Consider the following 16,771-nt stretch of genomic DNA (forward strand, 5'->3'; position numbering starts at 1 on the left):
CCGAGAAAGAAGTACGCCATGAGCATCGCCCCCGACACGCATACCGCCACCCCCCAACGCCTGGACCGTCCCTTGCCGCATGGGAACGCCCCCGACCTCGAGCTGTGGCTGACCGAACGGGTGGCCTTCCACCTGCACCGGGCGTGCGACGAGATCGACCCCGACACCCCGCTCGCCGACTACGGCATCGACTCGGTCGCGGCCATCAGCATCTGCGGCGAGATCGAACAGCGCTACCGGATCGCGGTCGCCCCCACCATCGCGTACGACTTCCCGACCGTCCACGCGATCACCGGTCACCTCGCCGAGCGCCTGGCCGACAAGACGAAGCACGACGAGGAGCCCTCATGACCGAACGCGAACCCATCGCGGTCGTCGGCCTCGACTGCCGCTTCCCCGGCGCCCGCAACGCCCAGGAGTACTGGTCGCTCCTCATGGACGGACGCGACGGCACGGACCGCGTGCCCGAACAGCGCTGGGACGCCGACCGCTACTACGCCGCCCCGCAGAGCGCCCGCGAGGCCCGGCCGCGGGGCCGCAGCAACTCGGTGCGCGGCGGCTTCATCGCCGACCCCGATGCCTTCGACCCCGGCTTCTTCGGGATCGCCCCGCGCGAGGCCACCGCCATGGACCCGCAGCAACGGCTGCTGCTGCAGTGCTCGTGGCGGGCCATCGAGGACGCCGCGCTCGCTCCGCAGGACCTAGCCGGCACCGAGACCGGCGTGTTCGTCGGCGTGATGGCCAACGAGTGGGCGTTCCTGCAACTCGCTGACTACGACCGGATCACCGCTCGTCACGGCTCGGGCAACGGCTACTTCATGGGCGCGAACCGCGTCTCGTACCACCTCGACCTCAAGGGCCCCAGCCTGGCGGTGGACACGGCCTGCTCCTCCTCGCTCGTCGCCGTCCACCTCGCGGTGAACGCGCTGCGCGCCAAAGAGTGCGACCACGCCCTCGCGGCCGGTACCAACCTGATCATGACGCCGGTCATCAACATCTTCTACGCCCAGGCCGGCCTCTCGGCACCGGACGGCCGCTGCAAGCCGTTCAGCGCCTCCGCCGACGGGATCGGACGGGCCGAGGGCGTGGCGGTGCTGGTACTGCGCAGACTGAGCGACGCTCTGGCGGACCGTCAGCCGGTGTACGCCGTGCTGAAGGAGACCGGGATCAACCAGGACGGGCGCAGCAACGGCATCACGGCGCCCAACCGCTGGGCGCAGCAGCGGCTGATCGAGTCCGTGTGGCGGCGGGCCGGCGTCACCGCCGATGACATCCGCTTCGTGGAGGCGCACGGCACCGGGACGCTGCTGGGCGACTTCATCGAGGCCCAGGCGCTCGGCGAGCTGACCAGTGGCCGCGGCGGCGGAAGCGTCGCGCTGGGCTCGGTCAAGAGCAATTTCGGGCACGCGGAGGGCGCGGCCGGGATCGCCGGGCTCATCAAGGCCGTCCTCGCACTGCACCACCGCACGGTGCCGCCGAGTCGGTTCGCCGACGACGAGAACCCGAAACTGGATCTGTCCGGGCGCCGGCTGTCCCTGCTGAGGTCGCCGCTCAAGCTGCCGTCCGGCACCGTGCACGCCGCGGTGAGCAGTTTCGGCATGGGCGGCAGCAACGCGCACGCGGTGCTGGGCTCCGCGCCCCGCGCGGTCCACCACAGCCAGCACGCGGCACCGGGCGTGTTCACCCTCTCCGCCCGCACCCCGGAGCGGCTGCGCGCGAATCTGCTGGCGCAGGCCGACGCCCTGTCCCGCCGTCCCGGGAGCCAGCTGGCGCAGCTGTGCTGGACCAGCAACCGCGTCAAGTCCCGGCTGCCGCACCGCGCGGCCGTGGCAGCGGGCGATCTGCCCACGCTGGTCGCCGGGCTGCGGAAGGCCGCGGAGCGCGCCGAGGGGACCGCGCGGGTGGACGGCGGGCAGCGCGGGGTGCCGTCGGTGGCGTTCGCCTTCACGGGGCAGGGCGCCCAGCACCCTCGTATGACCGCGTCCTGGTACCGGTCGTGCCCCGCCTACGCGCGCCACCTCGAGGAGATCGACACGCTGCTCGCCCCGCACACCGGAGTGTCCGTGCGCGACCAGGTGCTCGACGGAGACGCGGAGGTCCAGCGCGCGCGGCTGGCCCAGCCCGCGCTGTTCGCCGTGGGGTACGCGATGGCCGCCACCCTGACCGAGGCCGGGATCAGGCCGTCGTACGTGATCGGGCACAGCATCGGCGAGTTCGCCGCCGCGTGCGCGGCCGGGGCGCTGGACGTGGCGGACGCGGCGCGGCTGGTCGCCCGGCGCGGGGCGCTGATGGAGAAGCTGCCCAAGGACGGCGGGATGCTCTCGGTGAGCCTGGGCGCCACGGAGGTGGAACCGCTGCTGGTGGGGTGGGCGCGGCTGGGCGTGGCCGCGGTCAACGGCCGGCGCAGCACCGTGATCGCCGGGGACCTCGACGAACTGGCCGCGGTGGAGAAGGAGTTGGCCGAGCGCAAGGTGTCCGTCCGGCGGCTCACCGTCTCGCATGCCTTCCACTCGCCGCTGATGCGGCCCGTGGTCGAGGAGTTCCGCCGGGAGTGCGCGGACGTGTCCGACCGGCGGCCGGCGCTCCCGGTGTTCTCGACGGTGTACGGCCGTGAGTTGAGCGGCGAGGAGACCATGGACGCCGTGTACTGGGCGCGGCAGATCACCGAGCCGGTCCGGTTCGCCGAGGCCGCGGGCGCGCTCCTCGCCACCGGCGTCACCCATGTGGTGGAGATCGGCCCGCGCGCGGTGCTCACCCCGCTGCTGTCGACGTTGCGGGCGGACAGGGACCATGCCGTGAGCCTGCACAGCGCGCACCCGGGAGAGCACGCTCCCGGACACCGCCCCCAGCAGCTGTTCGGGGAGCTGTGGTGCGCCGGTCTCACGCCGGACTGGGACCTGCTGTACGACGCGGCGGACCGGGTGCCGCGCCGACTGCCGCCGTACCTGTTCGACGAGTCGTTCCGGTCCTGGCGCTCCGGTGCCGCCCCCGGACTTCCGGAACCGTCCACGCCATCCGTCCCCCCTGGCGCGGACAAGGCCGCGGTACCGAGTGGCGCGGACCGCGGGGAATCATGCCCGCCGGCCCCGGCGGGGGACCTGCCCGACTCCCTCACCGTGCTGACACGCCGTCTGGTGTGCCGGGTCGGCGGGCACGACCCGCAGCACGTGCACGACCACGACCGGCTCCACGAGGATCTGGGCTTCGACTCGATCCGGGTCATGGAGCTGAAGACCCGAATCGAGGACGCACTGCCGCAGCTCGGGTCGCTCCCGATCGAGGACCTGCTCGCCAGCCTGCGCACGGTGGCCGACCTGGTCGCGTACCTGCGCAGCCAACTCCCCCACGGCTCCGCCACCCCCCTTCCCATGACTATGGAAGGAACACGTTGATGGCACCTCCCACCGCGTACCTGGCCTCGGTCGGCACCTGCCTGCCCGGGGACCCGGTGGACAACGCGACCCTGGCCAAACTCGTCGGCGTCGACGAGACATGGGCCGAGATGTTCACCGGCAACATCAGCCGGTACTTCGCCGTCGACCTGGCGACCGGCCAGATACGGCACAGCCTGGCCGACATCGCGACGACCGCGGCCGACCGGGCGCTGGCGGAGGCTGGCCTGGAGCCGGGTGACGTCGACTGCGTCGTACTGGGCACGGCCACCCCGGACCATCTGATGCCCGCCACGGTGAACCTGGTCGCGGACCGGCTCGGCGTCGACAACGTCCCCACGTACCAGCTCCAGTCCGGTTGCGCCGGTGCCGTACAGGCCCTGGACGTGGCCCGCACCCTGCTGCTGGCCGGACGCTGCACCACCGCGCTGGTGATCGGCGGTGACGTGTGTGCCAAGCATCTTCAGACGGACTTCGACCCTGGCAGCCGTACCTCCGCCGAACTCGTCAACTACGTGCTCTTCGGCGACGGGGCCGGCGCGGCCGTGCTCAGCACCGAGGCCAGGGGCCAGGGCATCGAGATCCGGCAGGTGCTCAACCGGCTGGTGGGCCTGGGCCGGGAGCCCGGCCAGGTCATCGACTGGTTCGGGCTCGGCGACCGGCACAGCGACCGCACGGCTGTCTTCGAGGACTACAAGGCGATCGAGGAGGCGGTGCCGGTCATGGCCGGGCAGATGTTCTGGGAGCTCCTGGACGACCTCGGCTGGAGCGCCGGCGCAGTGGACTTCCTGCTGCCCCCACAGCTCTCCGGCCGGATGAGCGACCGCATCTCCGCGGGCATGCCCGCCCCGGAAGCCCGGCGTATCAACGTGGTGCGCACCGTCGGGAACAACGGCAACGCCCTGCCGTTCCTCCAGCTCGCCGAGCTGCTGCGGCAGTGGGACGGCCCCGGGCGCGCGGCCGCGGTCGCCATCGAGTCCAGCAAGTGGATCAAGTCGGGTATCGCCCTGGAGCGTTCATGACCGAGACCGGGAACCGCACCGTCGGCGCCTCCGGCACCTGGCACGACCCCCAGGCTCTCGGCACCCTGCGCGCCCTGCATCGGGCGGGCACGCTCGCCACGGAGTACGGACGGGTACGGGCCCTGCTGGCACGCATGCCCGCGACCGACCTGCCGGCCGCGGGCCAGCTGCTGGCCCGGCTCGATGCGAAGGAGGTATGCCGCCACGCCGACGTGCCCGTGGTCACGGTCGCCGTCACGGGCCACTCCACGGTAGCCCCCCTTGTGGCCCCCCTCACCGCCGAACTGGCCCGGCACGGGATGCTGTTGGAGGCGAAAGTCGCACCGTACGGTTCTTATTTGCAGGACCTGATGCGGCCCGCGGCGGCCGGAGAGGAGCAGCCGCAACTCACGCTGTGTCTGCTCGACGCGCACACGGTCTTCGACGACGTCACCGTGCCCTGGCGGGTCGAAGACGTCGAGGCAGCGGCACGGGCCCGGCTCTCGCTCGTCGCCGGCGCCGTGCGCACCCACCAGAAGGCCGGGCGTGGCCTGCTCGTCCTCAACACCGTGCCTCTGCACCGCCGTTACACCCACCAGCTGGTCGACCTGCGCTCCCGCGCCCGGCTCGGCGCGGTGTGGCGGGACTTCAACCTCGGTCTGCTGTCCCTCGCCGAGCAGCACCCCGGGGTGGTCATCGTGGACCTCGATCCGCTGGTGGCCGAGGGCGTTCCCGCGTGCGATCCACGCACCGCGCAGTACGCCCGCGCCCGGCTGTCCGACGCGCTGTTCTCCGCCTACGCCCGGGAGGCCGCCCACGTCGTCCGCGCGCGCCTGGGCCGCACCCGCAAGTGTCTGGTGCTGGACCTGGACGGCACGCTGTGGGGAGGGGTGCTCGGCGAGGACGGGCCCGGCGGCATCGACCTCGGCTCCGGCCTGCGGGGTGAGGCCTTCCAGGAGTTCCAGCGGGTGCTCGGGCAACTCGGCGCGCAGGGCGTGCTGCTGGCCGTCAGCAGCAAGAACGACACCGACGCGGTGCGCGAGATACTTCGCGCGCATCCGGCCATGGTGCTGCGCGAGGACGACTTCGTCCGCGTCAACGCCAACTGGAAGGCGAAGCACGACAATCTCCGCGACATCGCCGACCGGCTCGGGCTCGGCCTGGACAGCTTCGTCTTCGTCGACGACAGCCTCTTCGAGTGCGGGCTGGTCGCCGAGCAGCTGCCCGAGGTCGCCGTCGTCCGGGTCGACGAGGAGCCCGCCCTGCACCCCTCGGCGCTGCTGGCCGACGGCTGGTTCGACCTGTTCGAGCTCACCGAGGCCGACCTGGAACGGGCCGGCCGTTACCGCACCGAGGCCCTACGGCAGGAATTCCGCGAGGACTTCGGTTCCTACCAGGACTATCTCGAAGGACTCGGGCTGGAGGTCCTCCTGCGGCCGCCGGAGGAGTCGGAGATCGCCCGGGTCTCCCAGCTCACGCTGCGCACCAATCAGTTCCACCTGGCCACCGAACGCCTGCAGGTCCCGCAGGTGTCGGCGCGGATGGAGCGCCCGGGGCTGCACGTGATCGCGGTGTGGGCGCGCGATCGGTTCGGCGACCACGGCCTGGTCGGCGCCCTGTTCCTGCGGCGCGACGCAGGGGTGCTGCGCATCGACAACTTCGTCCTCAGCTGCCGGGTGTTCTCCCGGGGCATCGAGAGCGCCTGCGTGACGGCGGTGCTGGAGTTCGCCCGTGACACCGGCGCGGGGGCCGTGACGGGCCGCTATCGGCCCACGCCCCGCAACTCCGCGTTCGCCTCCTTCTACGCCGAGCACGGCTTCGCCGTCACCGACACCGATCCGGACCATCCCGACGCCGTCACCCTGCGGCACGACCTCGGCGACATCACCCCTGCCCCCGCCCATCTGCGGCTGCAAGCCGCGTTCGGGCCGTCCGACGGAGACTCCGCATGACCACTGCCCTCGCCGACACCGAAGAGTTCCGCACTCTCCTGGAGGAGGTCCTCGGCCTGCAGGTCCGGGCCGAGGACCTCGACCGCCCCCTGGACGACTTCCCCGACTGGGACTCGGTGCTGCTGCTGCGGTTGGTGACCGTCGTGGAGAACCTCGTCGGCCGACGCATCCCAGTGGTCGACATGCTGGAGACGAGGACCTTCCGGCAGATGTACGAAGTGGTGGCGGGCCGGTGACCACGCCCCAGGTCGATCCCGCACTCGTATCCGCCGAATCCGAGGCCTGCCTGCACTTCCGCGCCCTGTTCCTCGACACCCAGCTGGACCTCGTCCTGTCCCCCGGCTTCGGCAGGCGGATGCGGGCCGGCCTCGCCCGCCTCGTCATCGGCGGTGGGAACGGGCCGGGGACCGGCGGCGCGTCCGAGGTCCCGGCGCGTGTCCCGGAAGAGGCACGTGTCCCCGAAGAGAAAGGAACGGCCCGGTGATCCCCGTAGCCGAGTTGCGTAGGTTCGCCCTTCCCCACGCGTACGCCCAGGGCATCCCCGGAGATGTCGTCCACCGGGTGATGCGGAACCTCAATGAGGACGCCAAGGGCGGCCCCGGCGTCTGGACCCACGAGTGGTCGTCGCTCGCGAAGGCGGCCGAGGCACACGGCCGCGATCTGGACGCGGTTCGCTACTACACGATGGCCCGCTTCCCGTACGTCGATGGGCCGAGCCGGCAGGCGGCACAGAATGCCGGTGTGGAGGCCTTCGACCGCTGGCGCAAACGCGTCCGCGGCATCTCCCGGCTCGATCTGCCCTTCGACGGGGCGGGCTTCGCCTGCTGGGCCGCCGGGCTGTCCCAGCGCAGCAGTCTCCCGCTCATCCTCGTTCTGGGCGGCGTCACCAGTACGAAGGAGCAGTGGGCCCCGGTGCTGGCCGGAGCCGACCGGCTCGGCGCGGCCGTCGTGGTCACGGAACTGCCAGGCGTCGGCGAGAACACCCTCACTTACGGATCGGACAGCACGCGCATGCTCATGTATCTCCTCGACCTGCTCGGCCGTGCCGCCGACGCCTCCCGTACCTGTGTCGTGGGCCTGAGCTTCGGCGGGCATCTCGCCCTGCGACACGCGCTGGAGGACGATCGCATCCGGGGACTGGCGACCGCCGGGGCCCCGGTGCGCGACTTCTTCACCCGCGCCGCGCACCGCACACCGCTGCCCCGCCTGATGACGCTGACCCTGTCCCATGTGATGCGGACGCCGGTGGACCGGCTCCCGGCCGCCCTCGCCGACTGGGGCGTCGACGAGGAGCGGCTGACCCGACTGCGCACCTCGGTCGCGTACGCGGCGAGCCGCGACGACGAGGTCGCGCCGCCGTCCGACGTCCGGTTGCTGGAGCAGACCGTGCCGCACCTGCGCCTGGTCGAGAACGACGCCCTCGGCGGCCGGCCCGACCAGGCTGCCGAGACCCGGCTGTGGCTGCTGTCGCAGGCGCTGCGCTTGGCCGGCACGGCGAGTGGCGTCCGCCGGGCCGCCTCGGCCCGGGCCCGGGTCCTGCGCGCACGCCGCCGCCTCGCCCGTACATTGCCCGGAGCCCCTGCATGACCACTACGGCTCCGGCGTCCTGCCTCGGCCGGGCGCCCCGCGAGGGCGCCCGGCTCAGGCTGTTCTGCTTCCACCACGCGGGCGGCGGCGCCTCGTTCTTCAGCTCGTGGCCCGGTCGCCTTCCGTTCGACGTCGACGTCCTGCCGGTGCAGTTGCCGGGCCGCGAGGCGCGCTACCGCGAGCCCCGCTTCCAGGATGCGGGTGAGGTCGTCGAGGCCCTCGGGCGCGATCTCGCGCCTCGGCTCGACGAGGGGCCCTGGGCCGCCTACGGCCACAGCATGGGCGCGATGGTGGCCTTCGCGCTGACGGCGGCCCGGCTGCGCGAGGGCGGCCGCCGTCCCGAGGCCCTGTTCCTCGGGGCGTACGCGGCGCCGTATGTGTCGCCGTCGCTGCCGCCGCCCGACCGGTACGACGACCACGAACTGGCCCGTCTCCTGGTGGACTTCGGCGGTCTGAGTCCGCGGTTCCTCGGACGGGACGATTGGCTGCGGGTGCTGCTGCCCATCCTCCGCGACGACCTGCGGGTCTGCGCGACCCACCACCGGGCGGGACTGCCGGACCCGGACGACGAACGGGCCCGGCTGCCGCTCCACGTCGAGGCTTTCGCGGGCGTCGACGACCCGCTCGTCACCCCGGGCGCGGTGCGGGCCTGGGGGAGGTACGTGAACAGCTTCCGCATGACCACCGTCCCTGGCGGTCATTTCTTTCCGCGCCAGGCACCCGATCCGTTCTTCGACCGGCTCAGCCCTTCGCTGGCCCGGCTTCTCGCGGAACTGGGCGCACCACCTTCGGCACCCGGTTAATGCGTCGTTGGATCTCGTGGGCGTTCTTCTCGTACAGCTTGGGCTGCTCCTGGACGCCCGGCATGACCCACAGCGGGCGTGACGAGGCGTCGGCGAAGCGGAGTCCAACGGTGTCGGGGCGCAGTCCGGTCAGGGTGAGCGCGAAGGGTTCCAGGTAGTCGATGCCGGCGTCCGAAGTGAGCCGGAACGGCCGGTCGTGGCCCGGGTAGACCACGTCGGACACAGTAAGGACCCGTTCGATGCTGCGGGCGGCCTGGTCGGCGTCCCAGAAGACCAGGGGGTTGCGTTTGGTGAGGGCGACGTACGCGAAGTGCAGGGCGTCGCCGGTGATGGTGGCGCGCCCCCGCTCGGTCTGCACGACCACGCCGATGCTGCCGGGCGAGTGGCCGGGCAAGCCGATGACGTCCACGCCCGGGATGATCTCCTCCCCGTCCGTGACCTCGCGGACGGGGAGTTGTTCGAGGAGCAGCCCCGTCCAGGCGGGCGTGGCCCAGTCGTTGGCGTGCGGGGTGTGCGCGTACCGGCGCTCGTCGGGGTGGAGGACGAGGGTGGCCTGCGGGAACAGGTCGATGTTCTGGACGTGGTCCCAGTGGGCGTGGGTGAGGACGACGGTGTCGATGTCCTCGGCGTCGAGGCCGTGTGCGGCGAGCGCGTTCCCCAGGAAGGGGCGGCGGCCGACGTGGGCGGCGTCGACGAGGATGTTCCGGTGCCGTCCGGCGGCGTCCGGGCCGCGTACCAGGAACACCCCGCAGAAGGCGGGATAGCCCTGGTCGGTGTCGATGGCGAAGCCGGGCAGGAGGATGTCGATCGTCGGCATGGAACTCCCTTGGTCGGTGGGCGGGTTGCCCGCTTTCACTGGTCCTGCAGGGCGGTACGGATCGCGTCGAGGCCAGCCGGGTTGACGAGGGTGGACAGGTCACCGAGCGCCTCGCCGGTGACGAGCCTGCGGATGAGCCGCCGCATCACCTTGCCGTTGCGGGTCCTGGGCAGCTCCGGTACGGCGACCACTCGGCTGGGCCGGAACGCGGGGCCGAGCGCGTGGGCCACCCGTCCGCGGATCCGCTCGGCTTCCGGTGCGCCGAGGGGCCGCCCGGCCACCGGGACCGCGAAGCACCACAGGGCCTCGCCCTTGACGGGGTGCGGTATCCCGACTGCGGCCGCCTCTGCGACGGCCGGGTCGCCGACGACGGCGTCCTCGACCTCGGCGGGCCCGAGGCGTTTGCCGGCGACCTTGATGATGTCGTCGAGGCGGCCGTGGACGAACCACTCGTCACCGGTCCGGGAGACGAGGTCGCCGTGGGACCAGCGGCCCGGCCTCCGGCCGAAGTAGGTGTCGGCGAAGCGTTCCCGCGCTCGCCACAGTCCCCGGGTCATGCCGGGCCAGGAGTGCCGCACGACCAGTTCACCGACGTGTCCTTCGGGCGGCTCGGTGTCCTGGTCGTCCTCGATCGCCGCGTCGATGCCCAGGCAGGGCCCCGAGAAACTGCACGGCGACTGGGGCAGGGTGGGCGCGGAGGCGAGCAGGGATCCGCCGACCTCGGTGCCGCCGCAGATGTTGATCACCGGGCAGCGTTTGCCGCCGAAGTCGGCGAAGTACCAGCGCCACGCCTCCTCGGTCCACGGCTCGCCGGTGGAGCCGAGGACGCGCAACCGGGACGGCGCCGGATGCTTCGGGTCGCGGCCCATCAGCATGCGGGCCAGGCTGGGCGAACTGCCGAAGACGGTGACCCCGTGGTCGTCGAGCAGCCGCCACAGGCGGGTGACGTCCGGATGGTCGATCGCGCCCTGGTATGCCAGGACGCAGGCGCCGGCGAGGGTGGCGCCCACGGCGACGAGCGGGAACATGATCCAGCCGGGGTCGGTGACCCAGAAGGCCACGTCGTCCGGCCGCAGGTCGAGGTTGTACCGGGTCTCGCTGCCGACCTGGACCGGGAAGCCGCCGTGGGTGTGCATCGCGCCCTTGGGGCGCCCGGTGGTGCCCGACGTGTGCAGCAGGAGGAAGGGGGTGGCGGTGGGGAGCGAGACGGTCTCGGCGGGCTCGGCGCCGGAGAGGCTGTGCCAGGTCGTCGTCGCGGGCCCCGGCGAGGCGGTCGGCTCGTCCTGCGACACGTCGTCCGCCCAGGAGGGCCTCGACGCACGGGGCGTTGCGCCCGCCCCTACGGGTGCGGATGGCACGTTCCGGCGGCTCTGCCCGGAGGGATCCAGCGGGGCGCCCGGCTCTTCTGGAACGACGACGAGATGACGTACGCACGTGGCCTTTTCCAGTGCTGTACGGGCCACCGTCTCCATGTCGTGCCGGCGGCCGTGCCGGGTGGCGGCCGCCGCGGTGACTAGGACCTTCGCCCCGGCGTCGACAAGCCGTACGGCGATCGCCTCAGTGCCGAAGCCGGAGAACAGCGGCACCAGCACGGCGCCGATGCGCGCGCAGGCGAAGAGCAGGACGAAGGCCTCGGGACCGGCCGGCAGATACCCGGCCACCCGGTCGCCCTCCACGACCCCGAGGGCGCGCAGTCCGCCTGCCACCCGGGCGCTGCGGGCGGCGACCTCGTCGTACGTGAGAACCCCCTTCGTGCCGTCCTCCCGTTCCCAGCGCAGTGCGGGAGCCCGCCCGCGCCCCTGCCGTAGATGGCGGTGGAGACAGGAGTCCACGAGGTTGGTGCGTCCGCCCGGGAACCAGCGGGTGAAGGCGATGCCTCCGGTGTCGTCGCACACGCGCGTCGGCGGCGTGTGCCAGACGATGCCGATGTCCGCCGCGGCCCGTTCCCAGAACCACTGGGGGTGGGTGACGGACCTGGTCTGCAGTTCGCGGTAGCCGCCGTCGATGCCGTGCTTGCGGCAGAAGGCCGCGATGTTGCCGTGTTCGGTGAACTCCGGCGTGGGATGCCAGACGTACTCGCTCATCGGGTCCCGTCCGGGTTCTCGATCAGTGCGGCGATTCCTTGGCCGCCGCCGATGCATAGGGCGATCACGGCCAACCGGCCGCCCGTGCGGCGCAGTTCGTGAGCCGCCTTGAGCAACAGGACGGTTCCCGTGGCGCCGATGGGATGGCCGAGGGCGATCGCCCCGCCGTTCGGGTTGACGCGGTCCGGATCGAGCTTGAGTCCGTCCATGACGGCCAGGACCTGGGCGGCGAACGCCTCGTTGAGTTCGATCACGTCGATCGCGTCCAGGGTGAGGCCGTTGCGATGCAGCAGGCTGCGGATCGCCTCGGCCGGGGCGACGCCCATGATCTCCGGCTCCAGCGCGGTGACGACCGCGTCGCGCAGCCGGCACAGCGGTGCGGCGCCGGGGGTGAGATCGGCCGAGCGCATCAGCAGCACGGCGGCAGCGCCGTCGTTGATGCCGGCGGAGTTCCCGGCGGTGATCGTGCCGTTCTGCGAGAACACGGGAGCCAGGCCGGCGAGCTTGTCCACCGTCGTGCCGGGCCGGGGATGTTCGTCCCGCTCCACAACGCCGCCCGGGGTGGCCACGGGCACGATCTGCTCGTCGAAATGTCCCTCGCGGACGGCGACGGCGGCCCGGCGCTGACTCTCGGCGGCCCACCTGTCCTGGCGCTGGCGCGAGATGTCGTACCGGTCCGCCACCACCTCGCCCGTCATGCCCATCGGGTAACGCCCGAAGGGGTCGGTGACCAGGGAAACGGTGCCGTCCACGGTCGGCTCTCCCGGCACCTCGTCGGGGGCCCGTTCGCTGTAGTCGAGCAGCGGCTGACGGGTCATCGACTCGTTGCCGCCCGCCACGACGACGTCCGCCTCGCCGAGAGTGAGGCTCTGCGCGGCCGACCAGACGGCCTGCAGTCCGGACCCGCACAGCCTGTTGACGTTGTACGCGGGGGTCGTCACGGGTAGCCCGGCGGCCAGGGACGCACGCCGGGCGTTGAACGCGTCGGGGCCCACCTGGCCCACGCAGCCCAGGACGACCTCGCTCACGGCGCCGAGGTCCAAGCCACCGCCGACGACCGCCTCGCGGATCACGAGGGCGCCCAGCCGGTGCGCGGGAGTCGAGCTCAGTGCGCCCTTGTATCGGCCGATCGGGGTACGCGCCCCGTGGACGACAGCGATGTCTACGGGCATGGGGGTCACTCCTTCGCTGTGGGCTCCGCGTCCGCACTGGACTCGGCGGACACGCTGGAGGCGGCGGACGCGCTGGACGTCGCCGGGTGTGCGGCGAGCAAGGTGAGGGCGTCCCGGTCGGGTCGGATCAGGAGCGCCGAGACCACGGCACCGGCGATCAGCAGACAGGCGGCCAGGTCGAAGGCCCGACCGTAGCCGGCGGCCTCGGTGGGCGCCGCGTCGATGATCCGCCCGGTGACATAAGGGGCGAGCAGGCTCGAGAGGGCGGCGAGGGCGTAGGAGAGGCCCAGGGCGGCGCTGCGCCGGCGGGCCGGGCAAATGTCCGCGATCGCCGCGTTGGTCAGGGGGGTCTGTCCGTTGCCCGCGGAGAACGCCAGGACCAGCAACGGCAGCAGGAGGGGGGCGGGACCGGCCCGAGTCGCGAGTAGCAGACACATGCCGGCGAGAAGCGGCAGCAGCGCGCCGACCAGTCCCTGCGCGACCCGGGCTGTCACCCCTCTCCGCAGCAGCCGGTGCGCGGCGGCTCCTGCGGTGAGGACCAGGACGGCCATGGACAGGGCCGGCAGCCCGACGATCCCGCTGATCTCCGCGTCGCTGAAGCCCACCTGGTCCTCCAGGAAGAGCGGCAGCCAGGCGAAACCCAGGGAGAGCGTCCACATGACCGCGAAGGTGGAGAAGGTGGCCCCGAGCCAGGTGCCCGTTGTGACGATGCGCCGGAAGGGGACCGTGGGGCGCGCCCCGTCGGCGGAGACCGTCGGGACGTCCCCTGCCGACGGTTCGTCGTCTGCCGGTCCGGGGCCCAGGTGTGCGGCGTACGGCCCGCCGCCGCCGACCCTCAGCCAGACCAGGGTCCACACCACCCCGGCGGCCCCGAGCAGGCCGAACGCGGCCCGCCAGCCGAGGGTGTTGGTGACCAGGACGACCAGCGGGGCGGCCAGGACGGTGCCCCCCGCGCCGCCCGCGACCACGACGGCCGAGGGCAGCGCGCGCCGCTTCTCCGGAAACCAGGTGAACGCCGTGTAGTTGGCCAGCGGGAAGCCCGGCCCCTCACCCGCACCGAGCACGACCCGGGTGGCGACGAGGGCTCCGAATCGTGTGGCGGGGAGGAGGATCGGCAGTTGCGCCGCCGCCCAGACGAGGGCGAGCACGGCGAGCAGGGGCCGGGGGCGGATGCGGTCGCCCAGGAAGCCGACCGAGACGGCTGAGAGGCTGAACAGGAGGTAGAAGCTGCTGGCGATGGTGCCGAATTCGGTGGCGGAGAGCCCGAGGTCGTCCTTGATGGGGCCCGCGGTCAAGCCGAGGACGGCCTTGTCAGCGGCGTTGACGACGATGAAGAGCGCCAGCAAGGCCAGGACGGTGCGGGCCCGGCGGCGGGTGCCGTCCGCCGTGGCCGACCGGGTGTCCGCCCCCACGGTCATGCGCGGGCCAGACGCTCGTCGAGCCAGTCGAAGACCCGCTGGTGAAAGCGGAGTGCCGCGCCCTCCTGACAGTGTTCGCCGGCCCCTTCGGCGACGGTGAACAGCATCAGCTCCTTCGCGCAGCGCAGCGCCTCGTGCACCCGCCGGGCCTCGCCGTGAAAGGCCAGGTCGTTCTCCGCGTCGAGGACGAGCGTGGGGCAGGTGATGTGCGCGGCCGCGGTGTCGAGGTTGTACGGAGCGCAGGCGCGCAGCGCCTCGGGGGGCGTCTTGGCCCCGAAGACCCACATGCCGTGCCGCAGGAACCAGCGCGCCTGGGTGCTCTGGGCCATGCTGACGGCCAGCGCGGGGCCGGCCACGTCGTCCCGTCCGTCCGTCACCCACTCGCCAAGGTAGGGCGGAATGCCGCGAAGGGGGACCTCGTAGAAGTCGTAGACCCCGTTGTGCAGGACGCACGCGGCGAAGCGGTCCTCGAAGGCCGTGGCGCGGGCGGCCAGCAGTCCGCCGAAGCTGGTGCCGAACAGCACAAGCCTCTCAGGGTCCACCTCCGGGCGGGTCAGGGCGTGGTCCACCACGGGCGTGACCACGTGTTCCCAGTCCGGCCGGAAGACCAGTCCCTGCTCCCGCCGGACGGACTGCTGGCCGGGGCCTTCGAAGGCGAGGACGTGGTAGCCGCGGCGGAGTGCCCCGCCGGCCGCCATGAAGTACAGCTCCTCCAGGGTGGAGTCGTATCCGCCGTGGTGGATGACGGTGGGCCGGCTGCGGCCCGTGTCGTCCACGAGGAACAGGTATCCCGGGAGGGTGGTGTCGTCGTAGGGGATCCGCAGGGGCACGACCGGAGCGTCGAACAACTGTGCCGCCTGCGCGAAGGTCTGCCGCGAGCACTGGGCGAGGCGGGCCGACTCGAGGTCGGAGTCCCGGTCCTCGACGCGGAAGAAGTCGGCGGTGCGGTAGTAGTTCGAGGCCCGCAGGAGGGACTCGCGGGCGCTGACCCGGTGGCCGGCGGCGAGTGCCTCGGCACCGACACGGTGGAGGCGTTCGGCGACGGCGGTCCACCCCCGGCACCAGGCCTCCTCGTCGCCGTCGGGGATGTTGCGGCAGGCGGCCAGGACCTCGCCGAGATCGGCGCCCGCGTAAGCGGCGTGCCCGGCAGTGCGCAGCGCCTGGAAGGAGAACGCCGCGTCGTCGAAGAGGAACTTCATCGGGACCCCTTTCGAGATGGAACGGAACGGAGCCGTTCCGTATCGCGCTGGAACGTACACCCGGCCCGAACGGAACGCAACCGTTCCGTTCGGTGTTAGTCTCCCGCAGTGGAATCGACCAGCCGTGACGACGTCGACCGCAGACCCACGGGCTCCGCGGTCCTGCGGGAGTCCGTGACCGAGACGATCAGGCGGGCGGTGTTCGAGGAGCTCGCCCAGACCGGGTTCGCGCGGATGTCGATGGAGGCCGTGACCCGCCGGGCCCGCGTCGGCAAGGCGGCCCTCTACCGCCGCTGGCCCTCCAAGGAGGCGATGGTCGTGGAGCTGGTCTCCGAGGCCGCCGCCGAACACCTCCCCGCGACGGCCGGCTCCGGGTCACTGCGCGACGACGTCGAACGGTTCGTCCGGGACACCATGGCCGACCTCCGCCATCCACTCGTCGGCCGGATCGTCCCCGACCTGGTTGCCGAGTCGGCCCGCAACCCCTCGCTGAGCGCCGCGCTCCACGAGGCGGTCCTCGCCCCCCGGCGCGCCGCGGTGGCGACGGTGCTGCACCAGGCGATCGACCGCGGAGAGCTGCCGGCCGACATCGACATGGGCCTGGCCGTCGACCTGTTCGGCGCCCCGTTGTACTTCAGAATGCTCGCGGTCGGCGGACCCACCGACGACGCCTACGTCGCCCGCCTCACCCGCGCCGTCCTCTCGGCGCTCGCCGCCAGCCGCTGAGCGAGGCCCTGAGGCGCGACGCACTCGCGTGCGTCACCGGACGCGGGCATGAGGCAGGCGTGCAGCGCCGAGAGCTGGCCAGCTTCACGTGGCACCGGGTGATCAGCTGGTGGATGGCGCTGCACCGCTGGAAGTGGAAGGACGTCCGCCGACGCTTCACCGACCGCAACGGACGGTGGCAAAAGCTCTCGGCAGATGGGGTCGAACTGTTTGACCTCCAGGCGGTGACGGTCACCCGCTACCGCTACAGAGGCAACACGATCCCCAACCCCTGGACCCGCCCCAACCACGCCTGAACGGCAGAGTCCGTGGAGAGCCCGGTACTCGGAGACGGGTACGCCGGGTTCGGCGAGCGGCACGGAGAAACGGACCGGTGGCAACACCGGCACCGCGCTCCGTGCCGACTCAACAGGCACCCCCGGACCCTCCTGCCCGAGTGCGCGTTGCCTCCGTCCAGCGCGGGCCACCCGATGTCGCCGTCACGCGCTACAGGCTTCATGAGCCACTCCTGGACGGGACGACGAGGACGACGAGGACGACGACGAGGAACGACGAGCATCGACGACGTGGTGGACGGGCTGACGGGGCGGCTGGGCTGACGGGGCGGCTGGGACGACGGG

15 protein-coding genes are annotated in these 16,771 nt (G+C 72.3%); 10 read left to right on the top strand and 5 right to left on the bottom strand.

The annotated features are described in order from the left end of the window. Positions 1–18: 18 nt before the first annotated feature. The 8 genes from Q8A52_RS43195 to Q8A52_RS43230 are packed head-to-tail and all read left to right on the top strand — an operon-like array spanning position 19 to position 8,735. Positions 19–351, top strand: coding sequence for an acyl carrier protein (locus tag Q8A52_RS43195; protein ID WP_316762754.1), 333 nt, complete (start codon positions 19–21; stop codon positions 349–351). After that, entirely contained in the window at positions 348–3,392 is a 3,045-nt protein-coding gene (locus tag Q8A52_RS43200; RefSeq protein WP_316762757.1) for a type I polyketide synthase, read from the top strand. The genes Q8A52_RS43195 and Q8A52_RS43200 overlap by 4 nt, the downstream gene beginning before the upstream one ends. Then, complete coding sequence (locus Q8A52_RS43205; protein ID WP_316762758.1) at positions 3,392–4,414, top strand: 3-oxoacyl-ACP synthase III family protein; 1,023 nt, start codon at positions 3,392–3,394, stop codon at positions 4,412–4,414. Before Q8A52_RS43200 ends, Q8A52_RS43205 begins: the two co-directional genes overlap by 1 nt. Then, entirely contained in the window at positions 4,411–6,345 is a 1,935-nt protein-coding gene (locus Q8A52_RS43210; protein WP_316762762.1) for an HAD-IIIC family phosphatase, read from the top strand. Before Q8A52_RS43205 ends, Q8A52_RS43210 begins: the two co-directional genes overlap by 4 nt. Next, entirely contained in the window at positions 6,342–6,581 is a 240-nt protein-coding gene (locus Q8A52_RS43215; protein ID WP_316762765.1) for a phosphopantetheine-binding protein, read from the top strand. The genes Q8A52_RS43210 and Q8A52_RS43215 overlap by 4 nt, the downstream gene beginning before the upstream one ends. Further along, entirely contained in the window at positions 6,578–6,829 is a 252-nt protein-coding gene (locus tag Q8A52_RS43220; RefSeq protein WP_316762767.1) for a hypothetical protein, read from the top strand. The genes Q8A52_RS43215 and Q8A52_RS43220 overlap by 4 nt, the downstream gene beginning before the upstream one ends. Beyond that, positions 6,826–7,932: an alpha/beta fold hydrolase gene (locus Q8A52_RS43225; protein ID WP_316762770.1), complete on the top strand. Its 1,107-nt coding sequence runs from the start codon at positions 6,826–6,828 to the stop codon at positions 7,930–7,932. Before Q8A52_RS43220 ends, Q8A52_RS43225 begins: the two co-directional genes overlap by 4 nt. Then, positions 7,929–8,735: a thioesterase II family protein gene (locus Q8A52_RS43230; RefSeq protein ID WP_316762774.1), complete on the top strand. Its 807-nt coding sequence runs from the start codon at positions 7,929–7,931 to the stop codon at positions 8,733–8,735. Before Q8A52_RS43225 ends, Q8A52_RS43230 begins: the two co-directional genes overlap by 4 nt. Here the strand turns inward: Q8A52_RS43230 and Q8A52_RS43235 are convergent. The 5 genes from Q8A52_RS43235 to Q8A52_RS43255 are packed head-to-tail and all read right to left on the bottom strand — an operon-like array spanning position 8,674 to position 15,425. After that, positions 8,674–9,552 (bottom strand): MBL fold metallo-hydrolase, encoded by an 879-nt coding sequence (locus Q8A52_RS43235; protein WP_316762777.1) that lies wholly within the window; start codon positions 9,550–9,552, stop codon positions 8,674–8,676. The genes Q8A52_RS43230 and Q8A52_RS43235 overlap by 62 nt on opposite strands. 35 nt (positions 9,553–9,587) lie before the next feature. Then, positions 9,588–11,636 carry an AMP-binding protein gene (locus Q8A52_RS43240; RefSeq protein ID WP_316762780.1) on the bottom strand — a complete coding sequence of 683 codons (2,049 nt, stop codon included), beginning with the start codon at positions 11,634–11,636 and terminating at the stop codon, positions 9,588–9,590. Next, a complete protein-coding gene (locus Q8A52_RS43245; RefSeq protein WP_316762783.1) occupies positions 11,633–12,808 on the bottom strand; it encodes a thiolase family protein in 1,176 nt (391 codons plus the stop codon). Before Q8A52_RS43245 ends, Q8A52_RS43240 begins: the two co-directional genes overlap by 4 nt. 5 nt (positions 12,809–12,813) lie before the next feature. After that, entirely contained in the window at positions 12,814–14,226 is a 1,413-nt protein-coding gene (locus Q8A52_RS43250) for an MFS transporter (protein ID WP_316762786.1), read from the bottom strand. After that, a complete protein-coding gene (locus Q8A52_RS43255; RefSeq protein WP_316762790.1) occupies positions 14,223–15,425 on the bottom strand; it encodes an alpha/beta fold hydrolase in 1,203 nt (400 codons plus the stop codon). The genes Q8A52_RS43250 and Q8A52_RS43255 overlap by 4 nt, the downstream gene beginning before the upstream one ends. A gap of 108 nt (positions 15,426–15,533) precedes the next feature. On the opposite strand from Q8A52_RS43255, the gene Q8A52_RS43260 reads away from it, so the two are divergent. Beyond that, positions 15,534–16,151: a TetR/AcrR family transcriptional regulator gene (locus Q8A52_RS43260; protein WP_316762793.1), complete on the top strand. Its 618-nt coding sequence runs from the start codon at positions 15,534–15,536 to the stop codon at positions 16,149–16,151. 59 nt (positions 16,152–16,210) lie between these two features. Further along, entirely contained in the window at positions 16,211–16,447 is a 237-nt protein-coding gene (locus Q8A52_RS43265) for a hypothetical protein (protein ID WP_316762795.1), read from the top strand. Positions 16,448–16,771 lie beyond the last annotated feature (324 nt).

This window comes from Streptomyces herbicida (assembly GCF_032656585.1).
Taxonomy (GTDB): Bacteria; Actinomycetota; Actinomycetes; order Streptomycetales; family Streptomycetaceae; genus Streptomyces; species Streptomyces herbicida.

Coding starts and splice junctions, on each gene's coding strand:
- Q8A52_RS43255 (WP_316762790.1), bottom strand. CDS start 15,425: ATGAAGTTCCTCTTCGACGACGCGGCGTTCTCCTTCCAGGCGCTGCGC.
- Q8A52_RS43210 (WP_316762762.1), top strand. CDS start 4,411: ATGACCGAGACCGGGAACCGCACCGTCGGCGCCTCCGGCACCTGGCAC.
- Q8A52_RS43215 (WP_316762765.1), top strand. CDS start 6,342: ATGACCACTGCCCTCGCCGACACCGAAGAGTTCCGCACTCTCCTGGAG.
- Q8A52_RS43245 (WP_316762783.1), bottom strand. CDS start 12,808: ATGCCCGTAGACATCGCTGTCGTCCACGGGGCGCGTACCCCGATCGGC.
- Q8A52_RS43240 (WP_316762780.1), bottom strand. CDS start 11,636: ATGAGCGAGTACGTCTGGCATCCCACGCCGGAGTTCACCGAACACGGC.
- Q8A52_RS43230 (WP_316762774.1), top strand. CDS start 7,929: ATGACCACTACGGCTCCGGCGTCCTGCCTCGGCCGGGCGCCCCGCGAG.
- Q8A52_RS43200 (WP_316762757.1), top strand. CDS start 348: ATGACCGAACGCGAACCCATCGCGGTCGTCGGCCTCGACTGCCGCTTC.
- Q8A52_RS43195 (WP_316762754.1), top strand. CDS start 19: ATGAGCATCGCCCCCGACACGCATACCGCCACCCCCCAACGCCTGGAC.
- Q8A52_RS43205 (WP_316762758.1), top strand. CDS start 3,392: ATGGCACCTCCCACCGCGTACCTGGCCTCGGTCGGCACCTGCCTGCCC.
- Q8A52_RS43250 (WP_316762786.1), bottom strand. CDS start 14,226: ATGACCGTGGGGGCGGACACCCGGTCGGCCACGGCGGACGGCACCCGC.
- Q8A52_RS43235 (WP_316762777.1), bottom strand. CDS start 9,552: ATGCCGACGATCGACATCCTCCTGCCCGGCTTCGCCATCGACACCGAC.